Origin of the sequence: Pseudomonas sp. zjy_15 (assembly GCF_043101865.1) — a bacterium.
Classification (GTDB): Bacteria; Pseudomonadota; Gammaproteobacteria; order Pseudomonadales; family Pseudomonadaceae; genus Aquipseudomonas; species Aquipseudomonas putida_Y.
Map to the genome: position 1 here is coordinate 41,882 of NZ_JBICII010000098.1, position 19,478 is coordinate 61,359.

General features: G+C 62.4%; 19 protein-coding genes and 1 pseudogene. 6 read left to right on the plus strand and 14 right to left on the minus strand.

Annotation, left to right across the window (positions count from 1 at the left end; translation table 11 throughout):
- Nucleotides 1-38: 38 nt before the first annotated feature.
- Nucleotides 39-926: an allophanate hydrolase subunit 1 gene (locus ACF8EF_RS17665; protein WP_176684609.1), complete on the plus strand. Its 888-nt coding sequence runs from the start codon at nucleotides 39-41 to the stop codon at nucleotides 924-926.
- Nucleotides 923-1,894, plus strand: coding sequence for a biotin-dependent carboxyltransferase family protein (locus ACF8EF_RS17670; RefSeq protein ID WP_176684608.1), 972 nt, complete (start codon nucleotides 923-925; stop codon nucleotides 1,892-1,894). The genes ACF8EF_RS17665 and ACF8EF_RS17670 overlap by 4 nt, the downstream gene beginning before the upstream one ends.
- 62 nt (nucleotides 1,895-1,956) lie before the next feature.
- Here ACF8EF_RS17670 and ACF8EF_RS17675 read toward each other — a convergent pair whose 3' ends face one another.
- From ACF8EF_RS17675 to ACF8EF_RS17685, 3 genes are all read right to left on the minus strand, one after another.
- Complete coding sequence (locus ACF8EF_RS17675) at nucleotides 1,957-2,805, minus strand: TIGR03915 family putative DNA repair protein (protein ID WP_392461058.1); 849 nt, start codon at nucleotides 2,803-2,805, stop codon at nucleotides 1,957-1,959.
- Entirely contained in the window at nucleotides 2,796-4,016 is a 1,221-nt protein-coding gene (locus ACF8EF_RS17680; RefSeq protein WP_176684606.1) for a putative DNA modification/repair radical SAM protein, read from the minus strand. Before ACF8EF_RS17680 ends, ACF8EF_RS17675 begins: the two co-directional genes overlap by 10 nt.
- A 141-nt stretch (nucleotides 4,017-4,157) precedes the next feature.
- Nucleotides 4,158-5,486: a UDP-glucose/GDP-mannose dehydrogenase family protein gene (locus tag ACF8EF_RS17685; protein ID WP_176684605.1), complete on the minus strand. Its 1,329-nt coding sequence runs from the start codon at nucleotides 5,484-5,486 to the stop codon at nucleotides 4,158-4,160.
- A gap of 244 nt (nucleotides 5,487-5,730) precedes the next feature.
- Between ACF8EF_RS17685 and ACF8EF_RS17690 the strand changes: the two genes are divergently transcribed.
- Nucleotides 5,731-6,777, plus strand: a complete 1,047-nt coding sequence (locus ACF8EF_RS17690) for a class I SAM-dependent methyltransferase (protein ID WP_392461059.1) — start codon at nucleotides 5,731-5,733, stop codon at nucleotides 6,775-6,777.
- Nucleotides 6,778-6,908: 131 nt separating this feature from the next.
- Here the strand turns inward: ACF8EF_RS17690 and ACF8EF_RS17695 are convergent, their stop codons facing one another.
- The 11 genes and pseudogenes from ACF8EF_RS17695 to ACF8EF_RS17745 form a co-directional block, all read right to left on the minus strand.
- Nucleotides 6,909-8,153, minus strand: coding sequence for a saccharopine dehydrogenase family protein (locus ACF8EF_RS17695; protein WP_176684603.1), 1,245 nt, complete (start codon nucleotides 8,151-8,153; stop codon nucleotides 6,909-6,911).
- 32 nt (nucleotides 8,154-8,185) lie between these two features.
- The gene (nspC, locus tag ACF8EF_RS17700) at nucleotides 8,186-9,283 is read right to left on the minus strand and encodes a carboxynorspermidine decarboxylase (RefSeq protein WP_003248125.1); all 1,098 of its coding nucleotides are present in this window, start codon (nucleotides 9,281-9,283) and stop codon (nucleotides 8,186-8,188) included.
- A gap of 184 nt (nucleotides 9,284-9,467) precedes the next feature.
- The gene (locus tag ACF8EF_RS17705) at nucleotides 9,468-10,385 is read right to left on the minus strand and encodes a pyridoxal-phosphate dependent enzyme (RefSeq protein ID WP_392461060.1); all 918 of its coding nucleotides are present in this window, start codon (nucleotides 10,383-10,385) and stop codon (nucleotides 9,468-9,470) included.
- Nucleotides 10,382-11,056 (minus strand): transcriptional regulator, encoded by a 675-nt coding sequence (locus tag ACF8EF_RS17710; protein WP_252459746.1) that lies wholly within the window; start codon nucleotides 11,054-11,056, stop codon nucleotides 10,382-10,384. The genes ACF8EF_RS17705 and ACF8EF_RS17710 overlap by 4 nt, the downstream gene beginning before the upstream one ends.
- Before the next feature lie 83 nt (nucleotides 11,057-11,139).
- On the minus strand, nucleotides 11,140-12,843 hold the full coding sequence (locus tag ACF8EF_RS17715; RefSeq protein WP_392461061.1) for an amidase: 1,704 nt from the start codon (nucleotides 12,841-12,843) through the stop codon (nucleotides 11,140-11,142).
- Nucleotides 12,844-13,034: 191 nt separating this feature from the next.
- The gene (gene yghU, locus ACF8EF_RS17720) at nucleotides 13,035-13,877 is read right to left on the minus strand and encodes a glutathione-dependent disulfide-bond oxidoreductase (RefSeq protein ID WP_176684600.1); all 843 of its coding nucleotides are present in this window, start codon (nucleotides 13,875-13,877) and stop codon (nucleotides 13,035-13,037) included.
- A gap of 113 nt (nucleotides 13,878-13,990) precedes the next feature.
- On the minus strand, nucleotides 13,991-15,184 hold the full coding sequence (locus tag ACF8EF_RS17725) for an MFS transporter (RefSeq protein WP_176684599.1): 1,194 nt from the start codon (nucleotides 15,182-15,184) through the stop codon (nucleotides 13,991-13,993).
- Nucleotides 15,185-15,358: 174 nt separating this feature from the next.
- Nucleotides 15,359-16,945, minus strand: coding sequence for an ABC-F family ATPase (locus tag ACF8EF_RS17730; protein ID WP_003248141.1), 1,587 nt, complete (start codon nucleotides 16,943-16,945; stop codon nucleotides 15,359-15,361).
- 20 nt (nucleotides 16,946-16,965) lie between these two features.
- A pseudogene (locus tag ACF8EF_RS17735) lies at nucleotides 16,966-17,282 on the minus strand (site-specific integrase); the annotation flags it as partial.
- A gap of 156 nt (nucleotides 17,283-17,438) precedes the next feature.
- A complete protein-coding gene (locus tag ACF8EF_RS17740) occupies nucleotides 17,439-17,747 on the minus strand; it encodes a Txe/YoeB family addiction module toxin (protein WP_392461062.1) in 309 nt (102 codons plus the stop codon).
- Nucleotides 17,713-17,997, minus strand: coding sequence for a type II toxin-antitoxin system Phd/YefM family antitoxin (locus ACF8EF_RS17745; RefSeq protein WP_070096705.1), 285 nt, complete (start codon nucleotides 17,995-17,997; stop codon nucleotides 17,713-17,715). The genes ACF8EF_RS17740 and ACF8EF_RS17745 overlap by 35 nt, the downstream gene beginning before the upstream one ends.
- 304 nt (nucleotides 17,998-18,301) lie before the next feature.
- On the opposite strand from ACF8EF_RS17745, the gene ACF8EF_RS17750 reads away from it, so the two are divergent.
- The 3 genes from ACF8EF_RS17750 to ACF8EF_RS17760 all read left to right on the plus strand — a co-directional run bounded on the left by ACF8EF_RS17750 (nucleotide 18,302) and on the right by ACF8EF_RS17760 (nucleotide 19,413).
- The gene (locus tag ACF8EF_RS17750; protein WP_392461063.1) at nucleotides 18,302-18,469 is read left to right on the plus strand and encodes a DUF2199 domain-containing protein; all 168 of its coding nucleotides are present in this window, start codon (nucleotides 18,302-18,304) and stop codon (nucleotides 18,467-18,469) included.
- A 147-nt stretch (nucleotides 18,470-18,616) separates the two neighbouring features.
- The gene (locus ACF8EF_RS17755; RefSeq protein WP_392461064.1) at nucleotides 18,617-18,745 is read left to right on the plus strand and encodes a hypothetical protein; all 129 of its coding nucleotides are present in this window, start codon (nucleotides 18,617-18,619) and stop codon (nucleotides 18,743-18,745) included.
- 125 nt (nucleotides 18,746-18,870) lie between these two features.
- Nucleotides 18,871-19,413 carry an AAA family ATPase gene (locus ACF8EF_RS17760; protein ID WP_392461065.1) on the plus strand — a complete coding sequence of 181 codons (543 nt, stop codon included), beginning with the start codon at nucleotides 18,871-18,873 and terminating at the stop codon, nucleotides 19,411-19,413.
- The last annotated feature ends 65 nt before the right edge of the window (nucleotides 19,414-19,478 follow it).

The window sequence follows — 19,478 nt, forward strand, 5'->3', positions numbered from 1 at the left end:
CCTGCCTTTCTATAAAGATTCCAAGAAAAGGAACTGTCATGGCCGAACCGCTTGCTACAACCCCGATCCGTTACAGCTTCGGCGCCGACGAGCACCTGTTTGCCGAAGTCAGCGAGAGCATGTCGCTGGAGGCCTTTTTCAAGGGTATGGCCGTCACCCGGGCGGTGGAGCGGCTGGCCCTGGATGGCGTGCTTGATGTGTGCCTGGCCAACGCGTCGTTCCAGATCCGCTTCGACCCGGACCGTATCGCCCCCGAGGCACTGCTTGAGGCCGTGCGCGGCGCCGAAGCGCAGGCGGTGGCCGAGCGCTCGCTGCAGACGCGTATCATCGAGATTCCGGTGCTGTACAACGACCCCTGGACCCATGAAACCCTGATGCGCTTTAGGGATCGCCACCAGGACCCGACCAGTACTGATCTGGAGTACGCCGCGCGCATCAACGGCCTGGCCGATGTCGACGCATTCATTGCCGCGCACAGCGGTGCGCCATGGTTCGTGTCGATGGTCGGCTTCGTCGCCGGCCTGCCGTTCATGTTCCAGATGGTCGAGCGCCAGCGGCAGCTGCAGGTGCCCAAGTACCTGCGCCCCCGTACCGACACGCCCAAGCACACCCTGGGCCATGGCGGCTGCTTCGGCTGCATCTACTCGGTGCGCGGGGCTGGCGGCTACCAGATGTTCGGCGTCACCCCGGCACCGATCTACGACCCGCAGCAGACCTTGAATTACCTGAAAGAGCACATGGTGTTCTTCCGCCCGGGTGACATCGTGCAGTTCAAACCCATCGACCGCCGTGCCTATGACCAGGCGGTGGCGGATGTGGAGGAGGGCCGTTTTGACCTGCGCATTCGTCCCGTGGCGTTTTCTCTGGACGCCTTTCTCGCCGATCCGGTCGGCTACCCGAAATCGCTGCAGGAGGTGCTGGCATGATCAAGGTACTCAAACCGGGCCTGGCGACTTCCGTGCAGGACCTTGGCCGCGAAGGTTACTACCACCTGGGCATTCCGCCATCCGGCGCACTCGACCAGTATGCCCTGAGCGCCGCCAACCACCTGGTGGGCAACCCGGCGGGCGCCGCAGGGTTGGAGTGTGCGCTGGTGGGGCCGGAACTGGAGTTCCAGCAGGATACGCTGGTGGCGGTGTGCGGGGCACAGATGCCAGTGCTGCTGGATGGACGCGAGCAGCGCCCGGACACGGCGTTTGCCGTGCGCGCCGGGCAAGTGCTGCGTTTTGGCTTCCCCACTGCAGGCGCCCGGGCTTACCTGGCAGTGGCTGGCGGTATCGATGTGCCGGAGGTGCTGGGTAGCCGTTCAACCTATGCGCTGGGGGCCTTGGGTGGCTTTCAGGGCCGCAAGTTGATGGCCGGTGACCTGTTGCCGGTCGGCGTGCCCAGCGGCAAGACCCGCGCCGGTGCAAGCTTGCCGATGGCCCTGCGTCAGGCCTTGGGGGGCGAGGTGGTGTTGCGGGTGGTGCCTGGGCTGTACTTCCACCGCCTGACCGAAGCGGCAGCGCAACGTTTCTTCACCGACGCCTGGACGGTTGGCTCCGAAGCGGACCGTATCGGCTATCGCTACAAAGGCGGCAGCGCCTTGAGTTTCCAGGCGCGCGAGCAGCCGTTCGGTGCCGGGTCGGATCCGTCGAATATCGTCGACAGCTGCTACCCGATCGGATCGATCCAGGTGCCGGCAGGGTTGGAACCGATCATCCTGCATCGCGATGCGGTGTCGGGGGGCGGTTACGCCATGATCGGCACGGTGATCAGTGCCGACCTCGACCTGATCGGGCAGATGCAGCCCAACCAGCAGGCGCGGTTCCTGCCGGTGAGCCTGGAGCAGGCACTGGAGGCGCGGCGTTCGTACAAGAAGAAGCTGGCCTGCCTGGCCAGGCTCTTCAGTTGAGCATGATGGCTTCGGCGTAGCAGCGGCCTTGTGTCTCGACGGGGCCGCAACGGGCTCCGCGGCTACACCGAGCGCGCAGGTTTGCTGATTGTCTTGCCGGTTTGGGAGGCCACCTCAAGGGCTTGGCCGTCCCGCTGTTTGCCTTGGCGTGCCAGGCCTTCGAGCTGCGGTATCAGCATGCCTTCCGGCAAATGCCGCCAGAACCGTCCTGGCATGTGCAGGCGCAAGGCTTCCGGGTTCAGGCGGGCGGGGTTGAAGGTATGGCGGTAGTAGGTGCGCCAGAGTTCGGCGCCCGGGTCTTCGGCATTGCGGGCCCACTGGCGCCAGGGCTCGGGGCACTGGCGCTGGTAGTCGAACGCCTGGCCGTCGAAGCGAATGCCATCCTGTGGCGTGGCAATCAACCAGCGCAAACGCCCCAGGCGGTCGGCGAAGTGCGCGCTGGCACTGTGCAGAATGTCGTGTGCCGGCTCGTGATAGGCCACCAGATCGAGCTGCAAGTGCTCAGCCAGTTCCTCAGGCAGCGGCACGAAGCGTACAAACGCGTGCAAGTGATGCGCCTCGCGGGTTACCTGCTTGATGCGCCGTTGCAGCTCACTGCCCAGCCGGTCACCCGCCAGCATTGCCGTGCGGTCGCCATGGGCGACGCGCCACAGCACTTCATACAGCAGGTTCCAGCGCTGTTCGCCACGGTAGCGAGAGGCCTGCTCCAACTGGCTCAGCAGTGCGGTCGGGACTTTGGCCCGGAAAGGGCCAGGCCCTTCAGGCGGCGCTGCCGGCACGGCCAGCAGGTCCGCCATCGGGCCTTGCGACCAAGTGACTTCCGATGGGTCGATGCCATGCTCCAACAAGCCCCGGGCCTGATCGCGCCAGGTGGCGAACAGGTCGTCGCAGTCGAGCGCGATCACCCCCATAACCCCATCTGCACGGGCGCTGGCGGCTCACTCAAGCGTGCTCGCAGCAAGCCGCTGCGCAATTCGGCCTGGGCCGGGCGGTAGTCGCTGGTCACGATGAATGGCCGTGCCTTGTCCAGCACGCAGCGCAGCTGGATCAGGTCGTCATATCGGATGCGCCGCTCCCGGCGCAGGGCGACCAGGCGCTGTACGCTGCGCAGGCCGATGCCGGGGATACGCGCCAGTAGCGCCGGTTCGGCGCGGTTCACGTCCAGTGGGAACACTTCGCGGTTGGCCAGTGCCCAGGCCAGTTTGGGGTCGATGTCCAGTGCCAGGTTACCGCTGTGGCCCAGCAGCTCGCCAGCCTTGTAGCCATAGCCACGCAGCAGGAAGTCGGCTTGATACAGGCGGTGTTCGCGCAGCAGCGGCGGTGCGGCGAGGGGCACGCTGCCGGGGCTGTCAGGGATCGGGCTGAAGGCGGAATAGTACACGCGCTTGAGGCCGTAGCCTTGGTACAGCGATTCGGCATTGCGCAGCAAGGTGCTGTCGTCGGTGCTGTCGGCGCCGACGATGACCTGGGTGCTTTGCCCGGCCGGGGTAAAGCGCGGCGCCCTGGGCTCGTTGGCCACAGCCTGTTGGCCCTGATGAATCACGCCCATGGCCTGGCGAATGGTGCGCCCTTGCTTTTCCGGCGCCAGGCGCTTGAGGCTGGCGTCGGTGGGCAGTTCGATGTTGACGCTGAGGCGGTCGGCCAGGCGCCCGGCCTCTTCGATCAGCAGCGGGTCGGCATCGGGGATGGCCTTGAGGTGGATGTAGCCGCGGAAGCTGTGTTCTTCGCGCAACAGCCGGGCCACACGGATCAGCTGCTCCATGGTGTAGTCCGCCGAGCGGATGATGCCGGAGCTGAGGAACAGGCCGCTGATGCAGTTGCGCCGGTAGAAGTCCAGGGTCAGGCGTACCACTTCCTCGGGGCTGAAGCGCGCGCGTGGCACGTTGCTGGAGCGGCGGTTGACGCAGTACTGGCAGTCATACAGGCAGAAGTTGGTCAGCAGTACCTTGAGCAGTGATACGCAGCGGCCGTCGGGCGTGTAGCTATGACAGATACCCATGCCGTTGGTAGCGCCCAGGCCGTCACCGCCGCGCGAGTTACGCTTCGGCGCGCCGCTGCTGGCGCAGGACGCGTCGTACTTGGCGGCGTCGGCCAGGATGCCGAGTTTGGCGATGAGTTGCATGGCGCTGTCTCGCTATACTGAATATTCATACAGTATTTTGAGATTTGATGGATTGCAAGTGGTTTGCGCCAGTCATACACGACCCTGCGTCGATGAAGCCGGCTGACTGCCTGGGGAGTGGCCAGCCGGTATTCACTGCAGTCAAGGTGGCGCATTGTTGCCACGTCCGATGCCGTAGTAGGTCAGGCCTGCCGAGGCCATGTGCTCGGGTTCGTACAGGTTTCGGCCATCGAACACCACACGGTCGGCCAGCTGTTGCGGCACTTCGTCCAGGTTGAGCACACGGTAGTCCTGCCATTCGGTGACGATCACCAGGGCATCGGCGCCCTGCAATGCATCGTCCTTGCAGGGCACCAGTTGCAGGTCGGCACGCGGGCCGTAGAGGCGCCGGATTTCTTCCATGGCCTGAGGGTCGTGGGCCTGGACCCGCGCACCCGCGGCCCACAACGCTTCCAGCAGGACCCGGCTGGAGGCTTCGCGGATATCATTGGTATTGGGCTTGAACGACAACCCCCACAGGGCAAACACCTTGCCCCGCAGGCCGCCAGGGTAGTGGCGCTTGATCTTGCTGAACAGCCGGCCCTTCTGCTGCTCGTTGACCGACTCTACTGCGCGCAACAACTGCGTTTCGCAGCCTTCTGCCTCGGCACTGTGGCGTAGGGCTTGCAAGTCTTTGGGGAAGCACGAGCCGCCAAAACCGCAGCCAGCGTAGATGAAGTCGTAACCGATACGCGGGTCCGAGCCGATGCCACGGCGCACCATTTCGATATCGGCCCCCAGGTGCTCGGCCAGGTTGGCGATTTCGTTGATGAAGGAAATCTTGGTGGCCAGCATGCAATTGGCCGCGTACTTGGTCAGCTCGGCACTGCGCGCGTCCATGACCATAAACTTTTCGCGGTTGCGGTTGAACGGCAGGTAAAGCTCGCGTAGCAATTCCACTTCGGCCGCTTCTGCGCCGCCGATGATGATGCGCTGGGGGCGCAAGCAGTCATCCACCGCAGAGCCTTCCTTGAGAAACTCTGGGTTGCTGATCACCTGGAAGCGGCTGGTATCGGCTACGGCCTGGGCGATGCGTGCCTTGATGCGGTGTACCGTACCCACCGGCACGGTGGACTTGTTGACGATTACTTTGGGTCCGTCAGCATGTTCGAGGATGCTGTCGACCACGGCGAAAACGTGCTTCAGGTCGGCGCTGCCGTCGGTTTGCGGCGGAGTACCGACGGCAATGAACTGCAACCGGGCATAGTTGGAAGCCGCTGCGGCATCGGTGGTGAAGCGCAGTCGACCGCAGGCGAGGTTCTTCTCCAGGAGCGGCGCAAGGCCGGGCTCGAAGATCGGGCAATGGCCTTCATTCAGGCTGGCAACCCGATCGGCATCGACATCCATGCACAGTACCGAATGCCCCACCTGGGCCAGGCACACCGCCTGGGTCAGGCCGACATAGCCGGTTCCGAAAACCGTGACCTTCATTTGACAGCTCCTTGATAGGAAAGCTGAAAAAAAATGTCACATCGATGTTTAGGAATTGTGACCTGAAGGATGTGCTCTTGCGCCATATGGCCGTTATTCCACGTCGCCCAGGCAGAGCATCTAAACTTACTGACAGCTCGCGCTAGCGTGTTGTACCGCGAGCGGAAACCCTTGAACCGACCACCGCCTCCCCGGAGCAGACATCCCTCGTGGGCGATGGCCTTCTTGCAGAGGAGGGCACGTCATGGACGAGGCAAGGCTTCACGATTTCATGGGTAAGCTGGTGGGCGACATGGGCGCAGCGGCGACGCTGGCCAATGTCATTCTCGGCGATGAACTGGGGCTGTACCGGGCCATGGCCGACAGCCAGGCGGTCACCCCGGAGCAACTGGCGGAAAAGACTGGCTGCCACCCGCGGCTGGTGCGCGAATGGTTGAATGCCCAGGCGGCATCGGGCTACATGATCCATGACAAGGGCCGTTTCGTGTTGCCTGAAGAGCAGGCCATGGCCCTGGCGCTGGAGGACTCCCCGGCCTACATGGCCGGCGGCGCGGCAGTGGTGGCGGCACTGTTCCATGACAAGGACAAGCTGGTAGCCGCCATGCGCGGCGATGGCGGGTTGGCCTGGGGCGATCACCACCCGTGCATGTTCAGTGGTACCGAGCGGTTTTTCCGGCCGGGGTATCGCACCTTTCTGGTCGCGGATTGGCTGCCGGCGCTGGAGGGTGTGGTGGCCAAGCTGCAGGCGGGCGCCAAGGTGGCGGACGTGGGCTGCGGTCATGGCGCCTCGACACTGGTAATGGCGCAGGCGTTTCCGGCGTCGACCTTCGTGGGGTACGACTATCATGAGCCTTCGATCGCAACCGCCAACGAGCGTGCACGTGAAGCGGATTTGGAGGCGAGGGTGAGCTTCCAGCAGGCCAGCGCCAAGGAGTACCCGGGGCATGACCATGATCTGGTGTGCTTCTTCGATTGCCTTCACGACATGGGTGACCCGGTCGGGGCAGCCCGGCATGCCTACCGTGCTTTGAAGGCGGATGGCACGGTCATGCTGGTGGAACCGTATGCCGAGGACACGCTGGAGGGTAACCTGACACCGGTCGGGCGCTTGTTCTATGCGGCGTCGACGTTTATCTGCACGCCCAATTCGTTGTCGCAGGAAGTGGGGCTGGGGTTGGGGGCGCAGGCCGGGGAGGCGCGATTGCGGGCGGTGTTCGAGGAGGCAGGGTTCAGCAGGTTCCGGCGGGCGACGCAGACGCCGTTCAACCTGATTCTGGAGGCCCGCAAGTAGAGGGTGATCTTGCGCCGGCCTCTTCGCGGGCTTGCCCGCTCCCACAGGTTACGTGCTTGTTTTCAGGCCTGTGGCGATCCTGGACCTGGAAAGCAGAAGGGGTGCTGCATGGCACCCCTTCTGTTTGTTGCTTAGGCTTCAGCGTCCCAAGGACGATCGCCTTTTTCATCTTTGACGCGGGTCGGCAGGCCCATCACGTCCAGCGCCTTGAGGAACGGCTCGGCTGGCAGCTCCTCGACGTTGACCATGCGCTTGGCATCCCACTCGCCACGGGCGACCAGCAGGGCGGCAGCCACTGGCGGTACGCCGGCGGTGTAGGAAATGCCCTGGCTGTCGGTCTCGGCGTAGGCTTCTTCGTGGTCAGCCACGTTGTAGATGAACACTTCGCGCGGCTGGCCATCCTTGGTGCCTTTGACCAGGTCACCGATGCAGGTCTTGCCGGTGTAGCCAGGGGCCAGCGAGGCCGGGTCTGGCAGTACGGCCTTGACCACTTTCAGCGGTACCACTTCCAGGCCTTCGGCGGTTTTCACCGGTTGCTCACTGAGCAGGCCCAGGTTTTTCAGAACAGTGAACACGTTGATGTAGTGCTCACCGAAGCTCATCCAGAAGCGCACGTTCGGCACGTTGAGGTTCTTCGAAATCGAGTGAACTTCATCGTGGCCGGTCAGGTACAGGTTTTGCGAACCTACCACTGGCAGGTCGTCGGTACGCTTGACCTCGAACATGGTGTTGCTGGTCCACTGGCTGTTCTGCCAGCTCCACACCTGCCCGGTGAACTCGCGGAAGTTGATTTCCGGGTCGAAGTTGGTGGCAAAGTACTTGCCATGCGAACCGGCATTGACGTCGAGAATATCGATCGATTCAATGCTGTCGAAATATTGCTGCTGCGCCAGCTTGGCGTAGCTGTTCACCACACCCGGGTCGAAACCGACGCCGAGAATGGCGGTAATGTTCTTTGCCTGGCACTCTTCGAGGTGTTTCCACTCGTAGTTGCCGTACCACGGCGGGGTCTCGCAGATCTTGCCCGGCTCTTCGTGGATGGCGGTGTCCAGATAGGCGACACCCGTATCGATGCAGGCACGCAGCACCGACATGTTGAGGAAGGCGGAACCTACGTTGATCACGATCTGCGATTCGGTTTCGCGGATCAGCGCCTTGGTTGCCTCGACATCGAGGGCATTGAGCGAGAAGGCCTGGATGTCGGCGGGCACCTTGAGGCTACCCTTGGCCTTGACGCTGTCGATGATGGCCTGGCATTTGGAGATGTTCCGTGACGCGATAGCGATACGACCCAGTTCGTCGTTATGCTGCGCGCACTTGTGGGCCACCACCTTGGCGACACCTCCTGCACCAATGATAAGAACGTTCTTCTTCAATTTACCTTTTGCTCCTTACTTGAAAGCCGGTCTTACGACAGGCTGGAAACGTAGTCTTCGAAACCGAACTCGCGGACGACTTCGACGCTGCCGTCGAGCTGCTTGACCACGATGGAAGGCATCTTCAGCCCGTTGAACCAGTTTTTCTTGACCATGGTGTAACCTGCCGTGTCGATGAACGACAGGCGATCGCCAATGGCCAGCGGACGGTCGAATTGATACTCGCCGAAGATGTCACCGGCCAGGCATGACTTGCCGCAGACCATGTAGGTATGCTCGCCGTCATTGGGGGCCATCTTGGCGTTGAGGCGGTAGATCAGCAGGTCGAGCAGGTGCGCTTCGATCGAGCTGTCGACCACGGCCAGGTGCTTGCCATTGTACAGTGTGTCGAGCACGGTCACTTCCAGCGAGGCGCTGTTGGTGATGGCGGCTTCGCCAGGCTCCAGATAAACCTGCACGCCGTATTTTTCCGAGAACGCCTTCAGGCGCGCGCAGAAGGCATCTACTGCATAGTCTTCACCGGTGAAGTGAATGCCGCCACCCAGGCTGACCCACTCGACCTTGTGCAGCAGGTGGCCGAAACGCTCTTCGATGTGCGTGAGCATCTTGTCGAACAGGCCGAAGTCACCGTTCTCGCAGTTGTTGTGGAACATGAAGCCGGAGATCTGTTCGATCACCTGCTCGATCTTGGCCGGGTCCCATTCGCCCAGGCGGCTGAACGGGCGGGCCGGGTCGGCCAGCAGGTAGTCGGAGCTGCTGACCTGCGGGTTGACGCGCAGACCACGCACTTTGCCTTCGGACTGTTCGGCAAAGCGCTGCAGCTGGCCGATCGAGTTGAAGATGATCTTGTCGCAGTTCTCAAGCATCTCCTCGACCTCGTCGTCGGCCCAGGCCACGCTATAGGCATGGGTTTCGCCGGCGAACTTCTGGCGGCCGAGCTTGAGCTCGAACAGGGAGGACGAGGTAGTACCGTCCATGTACTGCTGCATCAGGTCGAACACCGACCAGGTGGCGAAGCACTTGAGGGCGAGCAGCGCCTTGGCACCGGAGTGTTCGCGCACGTAGGCGATCTTCTCCATGTTGCTGAGCAGCTTGGTTTTATCGATGAGGTAATACGGCGTCTTGATCATTTAAAGGCCCCCGGCCAGGCCGGCCAAAAAAAGGACACGCATTGTGCCTTCACTTGCCGCAGACCGAAAGGGCGGGATACGCATTTCGTCAGGGTTGACGCGATTGCGAGGGCTTTTCGGTTGCGGCGAGGCTAGTAGATCAGGTGTATGTGACTATCGTAATCACCCCCGACAGATGGCAGCTTCAATCTACCTGCTGCAGCCACGCCTTGATCTGCTCCAGTGTTGCGGTAGCCCCGCCACAGACCACCACCAGTACATTGCGCAAGGCGCCCAGTGCCTTGGCATCATAGGCCACTGCCAACGCCGCCCCGCACGCGGGCTCGACCAGCACACGGTGGTCCAGCAAGAACCGCTCACAGGCCTCCAGCGCTGCGCGATCGCTGACCAGGTGGCTGTGCACCGGATGCTGCTGCACGCACATCAGCGCCTGATCAGCCACACGCTTGGCCCCCAGCGACGTCGCCACCGAGGCGATACGCTCCAGCTCCACCGAATGGCCGGCCTGCATGGCCGCATGCAGCGACGCCGCGCCCTCGGTTTCTACCGCCAGCACCGGCACATCGCCCCAGCCATTGCGCTTCAGCCCCTCGACCACGCCACTGAGCAAGCCGCCACCGCCGACTGACAGCACCACCGCGTCCGGCTTCAGGCCGGCCTCGGCCACTTCATCCACCAGGCTGGCATGCCCGGCCCACAGCAGTGGGTCGTCGAACGGGTGGATGAAGGCATCGTTCGGGCCTACCAGTGTCTGTGCCAAGGCGTTGGCCTCTTGCCAGGAACTGCCGTGCACCACCACCTTGGCGTTTTCCAGGTGCAGCAGCTCCTTGGCCCGTTCGGTGGTGGTTTCGGGTACCACCACGGTCACCGGCACCCCCAGCTTGCGTCCGGCGTAGGCGACTGCCAAACCGGCATTGCCACCTGATGAAGACACAAAGTGCCGGGCGCCGCGCGCCTGGTGTACCTCGCAGGCGTGGCCGACACCGCGCAGTTTGAACGAACCGCAGGGTTGCAGGGCATCGAGCTTGAGCCAGATATTTCGACCGGCCGCCAACGACAGCGGGCGCGATTCGATCAGGGGGGTATGAATGTGCAAGGTCATTGGCTGGCTCCGCGTAGTTGCTCGAGGTAGTTGTAAATGGTGTAGCGCGTCACGCCGAGGGCGCTGGCAGCCTTCTCGACGCCGCCCTTGACGATGAACAGGCCGCGTTCCTGCATGACGCGCACGGCCTCGACCTTGGCCTGTTTGTTCATCCGCCCCTGGCCGCTGCGCTGCAGGGCGGCCTGGATGATCTCGCTCATCAGCAGCTCCATGTCGGCTGGTTCGTTGACCGCCGGTATGGCCCCCAGCGGCTGCAACTGCTGGAGAAAGCTCATGGCAGCATCGAGGCCGGTGACGTCGGTGTTGACGCACAGGCTGGCGAACGGGTGGCCGCTGCTGTCACGGAAAATTGCCGTGGCACTTCGTAGCGTGCGGCCTTTGAGCGTAGTGGGGTAATCGGGCAGCACCACCGGCTCACAGCCGTGCTGGTCGGCCGAGGCCTGCATCAATGCCTTGAAACCCTGGTCCTGCTCCGGTGCGGCGAGGATCGGGCTGCCTACGCTGCGGCCGGAAAGATGACCATTGACGATCGCCACCACCGAATGCTCGGGGTGGTCAAGGTCGTGCAGAAGAATTTCCATGTTGCGCGCGGCAACGCTGCCCAGGGCCTGGATGGCGGCCTTGAGCACGGTGAGGGTGAGTCGGCGTTCTTCGCTGGAGGTGATAGGCATGGCAGATCGCAAAAATAAACTATTTGTGTATTTTTACACATGTAGTTGAAATTCGCGATCTGCTTTAACGGGCCCTGTAAGACTCAGCCGAGCGCCGGTGTGCGCGGCGGAATCATCCGGCGCGAGCCGGTCGCCTCGAAGGCAGCAGCAAAACTCAGCAGCGCGTTGTCGCTATAGGCCTTCCCGGCAAAGGTCAGCCCTACCGGCATACCGATATCGGCCATCACGCCCATCGGCACGGTGACGGTCGGCACGCCCAGGTGACGGATTGCCAGGTTGCCGTTGGCTACCCAGATACCGTTGCTCCAGGCGATGTCCGCCGATACCGGGTTGATATCGGCATCGGCCGGGCCAACGTCGGCTACGGTGGGGAACAGCACCGCGTCCAGGCCCAGCTTGTCCATCCAGTCTTCCAGGTCCAGCTTGCGGGTCTGCTCCAGGCCGCGCAGGCCGTCGGGCAAGGTCTCGATCTGGTCCCAGCTCTTCAGGCCACGTTTGGCCATGTTGACGTACTCGTCCATGCCGGCAGCCAGGTCGTCTTCACGGTTGGGCAAGGTACCCGGGTCGTGGGGGAAGATCTTCAGCCCGTCGACATCGGCCAGGCGGTTAAGCTTGGGGTCGTCGTTGGCGCGCAGGAAATCGTCAAAGGCCCAGCCCGACAGTTCCCACAGTTCGTCATGCAGGAACGCTTTGCTGACGATGCCGCGGTTGTACACGGTCGGCGCGCCTGGGCGGTCGCCTTCGCAGTTGGACACCAGCGGGAAGTCCACTTCCAGTACTTCTGCACCCGCCGCTTCCAGGGCCTGGCGTGCTTGTTGCCACAGGTCGATCACCGTGGCGCGAGTGTTGATGCGTTGGCCGGTCGGCCCGCCGATGCCTGGCTTCTCGGCGGTGCCCGCTTCGGGATCGGCATTTATATACATGCGTGGTACGCCAAAGCGCTTGCCCTTGAGCGCGCTGGCATCTACTGCCAGTTCAAGGTATGAAGCCGGACGTATGGTCGAAGCAGCCGGGATCGGCACCCATGGTTGCAGGCGCCACAGGTCGCCGCGCTTGTCGATGTCATCGGCGACCACCACGTCGAGGATTTCCAGCAGGTCGGCCATGGTGCGGGCATAGGGCACCACCACGTCCATGGTCGGCGTCAGCGGCCAGTTGCCACGCACCGAAATCACCCCGCGCGACGGGGTGTAGGCGCACAGGCCGTTGTTGGATGCCGGGCCACGGCCGCTGGACCAGGTTTCTTCGGCCAGGCCGAAGGCACTGAAGCTGGCGGCGGTAGCGGTACCGGCACCGTTGGACGAGCCCGAGGCGAAGGGCGCGGTCAGGTAGTTGGCGTTGTACGGGCTTTCGGCGCGGCCATAGACGCCGCGCTGCATGCCACCGTTAGCCATGGGCGGCATGTTGGTCTTGCCCAGGCACACGGCTCCGGCAGCGCGCAGGCGCTCGATGGTGAAGGCGTCGCGCTGGGCGACCAGGTCCTTGAAGGCAGGGCTGCCGGAGGCGGCAGTCAAACCTTTGACCAGGTAGCTGTCCTTGGCGGTGTAGGGGATGCCGTCCAGCGGGCTAAGCACCTGGCCCTTGGCACGGCGGGCGTCGGAGGCCTCGGCTTCTTTCAGCGCCTCCGGGTTGCGTACCACTACGGCGTTAAGGGCAGTGGCGGTGTCGGCGCCATCGTAGGCGTCGATACGTGCCAGGTAGGCCTTGACCAGCTCGACCGCCGTCGTGCGGCCCGACTCGAGCGCGTCGCGCAGCTCGGCAATGGAAACCTCGGTTACCTCGATCATGCGTTCACCAAAAAATGTGCAAGTGGGGGCTAATGCGAGGAGTGTACAAGAAGGGCTTGGCGGACGCAGGTTTGCGCGGGGGCAAATGGTTTTATGCAGGGGGGCATTGTCGGGGGGCATTTACAGGCATTACGCGGCCCTTTGTTGGGGCGGCCTTTTGTTGCCAAAGGGCCGCTCCCACATGGTCTGCGTCAACCTGCCAGGTCTGCGGCGCTATGGCGCTCCGGCACCTGGCTGTCTTCATCTCCCCAGGTACGGTTCACCCGTGTACCGCGCTGCACCGCAGGGCGCAGGGCAATTTCCTCGGCCCAGCGCTGTACGTTCGGGTACTCGTCAACCGCCAGGAACTGCGCGGCGTCATACAGGTTGCCGCGTACCAGCTGGCCATACCACGGCCACACGGCAATATCGGCAATACTGTATTCCTCGCCGCCCAGATAACGGCTTTCGGCCAAGCGACGATCAAGTACGTCCAGCTGACGTTTGGCCTCCATGGTGAAGCGGTTGATGGCGTACTCGAACTTTTCCGGTGCATACACGTAGAAGTGGCCAAAGCCACCGCCCAGGTAAGGCGCCGCACCCATCTGCCAGAACAACCAGTTCAGGCTTTCGGTGCGCGCAGCCGGCGATTCTGGCAGCAAAGCACCGAACTTTTCTGCCAGGTACAGCAGGATCGAACCTGATTCGAACACCCGCACCGGCGGCTCCACGCTACGGTCGAGCAGGGCAGGAATCTTCGAGTTGGGGTTGACCTGGACGAAGCCACTGGAAAACTGATCACCCTCGCCGATGCGGATCAGCCAGGCATCGTATTCGGCACCGGCGTGGCCCAGGGCAAGCAGCTCTTCAAGGGCAATGGTGACCTTGACGCCATTGGGCGTGGCCAGGGAATACAGCTGCAGCGGGTGCTCGCCCAGCGGCAGGTCCTTGTCGTGAGTCGGGCCGGCTACCGGGCGGTTGATGCTGGCGAACTGGCCGCCGGAGGCTGCGTCGTTGCGCCAGACTTTGGGTGGCACGTAGGCAGGCTTGCTCATGCATGAATCTCCTTCAATGGCGCGAAAACGGTCACGTAAACACGTGGACCTGCATCTATGCCACGGGTTCGACACAATGCGCAAATGCACAGGGTGCAGAACCGGCTCAATGTTCAGCTGTGACGAGCGCGCCGCGCCAGCAGCAACGTTAGGCCGACCCCGACCAAGGCGAGCAGGGCAGCCACGCAGAAGATCGAGGCATACCCCAGGTGTACAGCGACGGCCCCCATCACCGGGCCGGCAATGGCCAAGGCCATGTCGAAGAACACTGCATAGGCGCCCAGCCCTGCGCCGCGGCTGCTGCTGGGGACTTGCCTGATCGCCTCCACGCCCAATGCCGGGTACACCAGCGACAGCCCGAAACCGGTCAGCCCGGCGCCAACCAGCGCCCAGGGCGGCGAGGGCGCCAGCCACAGAAGGCTCAGGCCGAGCACTTCGGTGGCCATGCAGGCGACCGCCACGTTGTAGCCGCCAAAGCGGTTGACCGCGTTGACGAACAGCAGCCGCGAGATGATGAAGCACACGCCAAATGCACTCAGGCACCAGGCCGCGCCGGCCCAGCCGCGCTCGAGATAATACAAGGTGACGAAGGTGGTCAGGGTGCCGTAACCGATCGAGGCCAGGGTCAAACCCAGGCCGCACGGGGCAACCCGGCCGAACGCCGACCAGAAGGGCAGGCGCTCGCCGCGTACCACGACCACGTCGGGGCGCTTGCGAAGCACCAGCAGGGCAAGGGTCGCCAGCACCAGCAAAGCCGGCCCCAGCACACTGAAGTCCAGCCCGTCCACGGCCAGGACGCCCATTGGCGCTCCGATGGCGATCGCGCCATAGGAGGCGATACCGTTCCACGAGATCACCCTGGCAGTGTGCTCGGGGCCGACCTGGCTGATGCCCCAGCTCAAGGTGGCCACGCCGATCAGCCCTTGGGCGACGCCCAGCAGCAAACGTCCACCGAGCAGCAGTGCCAGGCTCAGCAGCGGTAAGGTGAGGGTCCAGGCTGACAGCAACGTCAACACCCCACAACCGGCAATCCCAAGCAGGCCAAAGCGGATGGCCTGTTTCCCTCCCAAGGTGTCCGCCACCCTCCCTGCAAACGGGCGGCTCAGCAGCGTGGCCAGGTACTGCAGGCCAATCGTTACACCGGCGATTACTGCGCCAAAGCCGAGTTGGTCGTGCACATAGCCGGGCAGTACCGCAATCGGCAGGCCGATGCAGAGGAAGGCAATGAAGGTATAGAAAACGATCGACAGGATCTGCAGGGTGATGTGCAGCGTGTTGCTGGCGGGGGCAGGTTGTTGCGCGGTCATGGGCTCTTTCGCGGGCGGGCGGTTGGGCGTGAACCCATCATGGCCGCTGCGCGAAGGAAAAGAAAGCAGGCTAACGAATTATTCGTCGGGTCGTGGCAGTCGGTGGGAGGGGGCTTCGCGGGCGAGCCCGCGAAGAAGCCTGGCCACACAAGGTGGCCAAACCTTGGCCTTCAATCAGACCAGCACACCCTGGCTACGCAGGTAGTCATCGTAGGTACCGCTGAAGTCCACCACACCATCGGCCGACAGCTCGATGATGCGCGTGGCCAGCGACGACACGAACTCGCGGTCGTGGCTGACGAACAGCAGGGTACCCGGGTAGTTTTCCAGCGCCAGGTTCAGCGCTTCGATCGATTCCATGTCCAGGTGGTTGGTCGGCTCGTCCATCACCAGCACGTTCGGCTTCTGCAGGATCAGCTTGCCGAACAGCATGCGACCTTGCTCACCACCGGAAATCACCTTCACCGACTTGAGGATCTCGTCGTTGGAGAACAGCATGCGCCCCAGGGTGCCGCGGATCACTTGCTCGCCAGAGGTCCACTGGCCCATCCAGTCGAACAGGCTCATGTCGTCTTCGAAGTCGTGGGCGTGGTCCTGGGCGTAGTAGCCCACTTCGGCGCTGTCGGTCCACTTTACCGAGCCGGCATCCGGGGTCATCTCGCCGACCAGGGTGCGCAGCAGGGTGGTCTTGCCGATACCGTTGGGGCCGATGATCGCAACGCGCTCGCCCGCTTCGACGGTGATGTCGAAGTTCTTGAACAGCACCTTGTCGTCGAAGGCTTTGGCCATTTTCTCGACGACCACGGCCTGGCGGTGCAGTTTTTTCGTCTGTTCGAAGCGAATGAACGGGCTGACGCGGCTGGACGGCTTGACCTCGGCCAGCTGGATCTTGTCGATCTGCTTGGCACGTGAAGTGGCCTGCTTGGCTTTGGAGGCGTTGGCCGAGAAGCGGCTGACAAAGGTCTGCAGCTCGGCGATCTGGGCTTTCTTCTTGGCGTTGTCCGACAGCAGTTGCTCACGCGACTGGGTGGCTGCGGTCATGTACTCGTCATAGTTGCCCGGGAACAGGCGCAGCTCACCGTAATCCAGGTCAGCCATGTGGGTGCAGACGCTGTTGAGGAAGTGCCGGTCGTGGGAAATGATGATCATGGTGCTGTTACGCGCCGTGAGGATCGTTTCCAGCCAGCGGATGGTGTTGATGTCCAGGTGGTTGGTCGGTTCGTCGAGCAGCAGCACGTCCGGGTCCGAGAACAGCGCCTGGGCCAGCAGGACACGCAGCTTCCAGCCCGGTGCCACTTCGCTCATCGGGCCGAAGTGCTGGTCCAGCGGAATACCCAGGCCCAGCAGCAGTTCACCGGCACGGGACTCGGCGGTGTAGCCGTCCATTTCGGCGAATTCGGTTTCCAGCTCGGCGACGGCCATGCCGTCTTCTTCGGTCATTTCCGGCAGCGAGTAGATACGGTCACGCTCGGCTTTGACTTTCCACAGCTGCCCGTGGCCCATGATCACCGTGTCGATCACGGTGAATTCCTCGTAGGCGAACTGGTCCTGGCGCAGCTTGCCCAGGCGGGTATTCGGCTCGAGCATGACCTGGCCCGCGGACGGCTCCAGATCGCCGCCGAGGATTTTCATGAAGGTCGACTTGCCGCAACCATTGGCGCCGATCAGGCCGTAGCGGTTGCCATTGTTGAATTTGACGGAAACGTTTTCGAACAGCGGCTTGGAGCCGAACTGCATGGTGATGTTAGCGGTGGAGATCAAGGAGCTTACCTATCAATAACTTACGTGGCTTCTTCGCAGCTACGGACCAATTTCGGACCAATTTGAAGCTTTTCCAGCTCCTGCCAGTCGTTGGACGAGTTAATCCAGCGCGCATAAGTCGATAAGAGCATCTGCACGCTATGCCCGAGCTGTTGGGCGATAAATGCGGGGTTGAGACCAGACATTGAGCATATTGTCGCATAGGTGTGGCGGCAGTTATACGGGGGCGGTACCTGATGCCCAAACCTTTCAGGATTGGCCGCCACTGGTGGTGCAGGTCCGACGTCTGCTTGACGTGCTCCCCATTCTTACCGGGCGGCAAGACGAACGGCGATTCCCGTGCAGCGCGGTAGTGCGCCTCTGCGTGAACGTGCGGATCGCCGATCCCGTAGAACTGGACACCCAGCGCCAAACGACCGCGCGTGTGATTTCGTTTACCGACCGCCCCTTTAACAGGGGTGGAGGCAGCTCGCGCACAGCACAGTACGGTGCTTTAGTCGTCGTAGTGGTAGCGGCATTGCAGAACGGTGAGCATACCGGCCTCGAAGAAGTAGACCAGACGGTGCTCACGGGTGATGCGGCGGGACCACAAGCCAGATAAATCGCCTTTCAGCGGCTCAGGCTTGCCAATACCCGTGAAGGGGGTGCGCAGACACACGTCAATCAGGCGGTTGACGTTGCCAAGTATGGTGAGGTCAGCATTCTGCCAGTGACAGTAATCCTCCCAGCCCTCTTTGGTGAACTTCACGCTTACCTTGTCGCGGGCTTCATCCTTGTTCCGCTGCTTCTGGTTCTTGCTCATTGAGGTCCAGTTCCTTCGTCAAGGCCTGGCCGTCCCGGAGCTGAGCGATGGATGAGCGCAAGCGCGAAGCGTTTTTTGACGATCCCAACAGGTGAATGGTCTCGTTCATCCCGTTGTAGTCCTCCAGGGACATCATCACTACGGGTTCGCCACGCTGTCGCGTGATTACGGCGGGCTCATGGTCCCGGCAAACATCATCCATTGTCTGCTTCAGTTCGGCGCGAGCCTGGCTAAACGTCAGTACGTGCATTTGTCCATCCTCCGGGCTCTGCCCGGGTAAGGGTTGCTCTTTGGACCGCCACAGGCGACGCCCAAAGTTCTAAGAAAGTGAAGCCAGTCGGCCCGCACAGCGGCTCCGTAGTGACTCACAGTGTTCTCTCATCTGGATCAGAATCGTCATTCCAGTAGCCACGGGCCACAGGTGTCCAGATGGATCCAGCCGTCGCTGGCAACCGCAGCCATTGTACCTAACGTTGTACAAGGCAGTAAACCGGTAGAAGCAACAGGAGCTTTTAAGATGATCTGCAATGGGTGGGGAAAGGAACACGCCAGCGATGACATTGAGCTTGTTTTCCGCCGAACGACTCTTTGTCCGGGCAACGCTACCTCTTCCCGTATTGCAGCGTGATGAGCCCTATAGCGTGGGGGTATGGGTCGAACTCATGCAACCAGATTTTGAACGTATCTACGAGCAGTGGGATGACCCCCCATCAGTCCTCTGAACCATCGTTTTCCGTATCCCTTGCCAACGCCATACCGACTTTTGGTGACACCAACGGCCTTCATGCTCAATTGCGGCTGACAGGGCCGACTACCAGGCCCCAGGCAGTCTCTCTGCGGCGATCCGCGTGCAGAACGACGCGTGACGCATGCAAAGACGCTACATGCAATTGGAGGCTTTCGAGGCGGTCAGGGATAATCCTAAAGCCAAGCTGTCGGCCGTGATCACCCAAACGGCGAACTCAGTGGCCAGCGCCATGATGAGTTACACCACTTGAGCAGTGATTAGCTGCCGACTTGCGAAGGACGCCCAGAGCATGAGTGCGCTTGCAGTTGACCGCGTCGCCCATTGCCGTAGAATCGCGCGCCCAAAATTCAGCAGGCATGGCGAGAGGGAGCTTGAATGCAGCGGGTGATGATCATTGGTCAGCCAGGGGCTGGGAAAAGTACCCTGGCGCGCAAGCTCGGTGAACGTACAGGCTTGCCGGTCGTGCATATCGACACGATTCATTGGCAGCCAGGGTGGGTCGAGCGGAGCCGGGACGAGAAGACGCGTCTTTGTCATGAGGTCGAGGCCCGTGAGCGCTGGATCTTCGAAGGCGGGCATTCGACCACATGGAACAACCGGCTGGCCCGCGCTGACATGTTGATATGGATTGATCGCTCGGCTCCGCTTCGATTCTGGCGCGTGCTCCTCAGAACGGTGTTGAACCGCGGTCGATCCCGGCCTGACTTGCCGGACAACTGTCCGGAGTTGCTGGCCAACCTGCCGGAGTTTTTCAGGTTCATGTGGCGGACGAAAACCTCGTCTCGGGAGGCGATAAAGCGATTCGTGGCGACGGCCCCGTCGGGCTGTCGCGTGGTCTGCCTACGAACCAATCGGGATACCGATGTTTTTCTCGCGAATATGGGCACGCAGCCTGATCAGGTTGTGCAAGGTCATTAGATGCCAGATCGCGCTTGAGTGGCGGCAGGCGCCTGCCGTGTAGGCGCATCAGGACATTTTCACTT

Coding starts and splice junctions, on each gene's coding strand:
- ACF8EF_RS17665 (WP_176684609.1), top strand. CDS start 39: ATGGCCGAACCGCTTGCTACAACCCCGATCCGTTACAGCTTCGGCGCC.
- ACF8EF_RS17670 (WP_176684608.1), top strand. CDS start 923: ATGATCAAGGTACTCAAACCGGGCCTGGCGACTTCCGTGCAGGACCTT.
- ACF8EF_RS17675 (WP_392461058.1), bottom strand. CDS start 2,805: ATGGGGGTGATCGCGCTCGACTGCGACGACCTGTTCGCCACCTGGCGC.
- ACF8EF_RS17680 (WP_176684606.1), bottom strand. CDS start 4,016: ATGCAACTCATCGCCAAACTCGGCATCCTGGCCGACGCCGCCAAGTAC.
- ACF8EF_RS17685 (WP_176684605.1), bottom strand. CDS start 5,486: ATGAAGGTCACGGTTTTCGGAACCGGCTATGTCGGCCTGACCCAGGCG.
- ACF8EF_RS17690 (WP_392461059.1), top strand. CDS start 5,731: ATGGACGAGGCAAGGCTTCACGATTTCATGGGTAAGCTGGTGGGCGAC.
- nspC (WP_003248125.1), bottom strand. CDS start 9,283: ATGATCAAGACGCCGTATTACCTCATCGATAAAACCAAGCTGCTCAGC.
- ACF8EF_RS17705 (WP_392461060.1), bottom strand. CDS start 10,385: ATGACCTTGCACATTCATACCCCCCTGATCGAATCGCGCCCGCTGTCG.
- ACF8EF_RS17710 (WP_252459746.1), bottom strand. CDS start 11,056: ATGCCTATCACCTCCAGCGAAGAACGCCGACTCACCCTCACCGTGCTC.
- ACF8EF_RS17715 (WP_392461061.1), bottom strand. CDS start 12,843: ATGATCGAGGTAACCGAGGTTTCCATTGCCGAGCTGCGCGACGCGCTC.
- yghU (WP_176684600.1), bottom strand. CDS start 13,877: ATGAGCAAGCCTGCCTACGTGCCACCCAAAGTCTGGCGCAACGACGCA.
- ACF8EF_RS17725 (WP_176684599.1), bottom strand. CDS start 15,184: ATGACCGCGCAACAACCTGCCCCCGCCAGCAACACGCTGCACATCACC.
- ACF8EF_RS17740 (WP_392461062.1), bottom strand. CDS start 17,747: ATGAGCAAGAACCAGAAGCAGCGGAACAAGGATGAAGCCCGCGACAAG.
- ACF8EF_RS17745 (WP_070096705.1), bottom strand. CDS start 17,997: ATGCACGTACTGACGTTTAGCCAGGCTCGCGCCGAACTGAAGCAGACA.
- ACF8EF_RS17750 (WP_392461063.1), top strand. CDS start 18,302: ATGACATTGAGCTTGTTTTCCGCCGAACGACTCTTTGTCCGGGCAACG.
- ACF8EF_RS17755 (WP_392461064.1), top strand. CDS start 18,617: ATGCAAAGACGCTACATGCAATTGGAGGCTTTCGAGGCGGTCAGGGAT.
- ACF8EF_RS17760 (WP_392461065.1), top strand. CDS start 18,871: ATGCAGCGGGTGATGATCATTGGTCAGCCAGGGGCTGGGAAAAGTACC.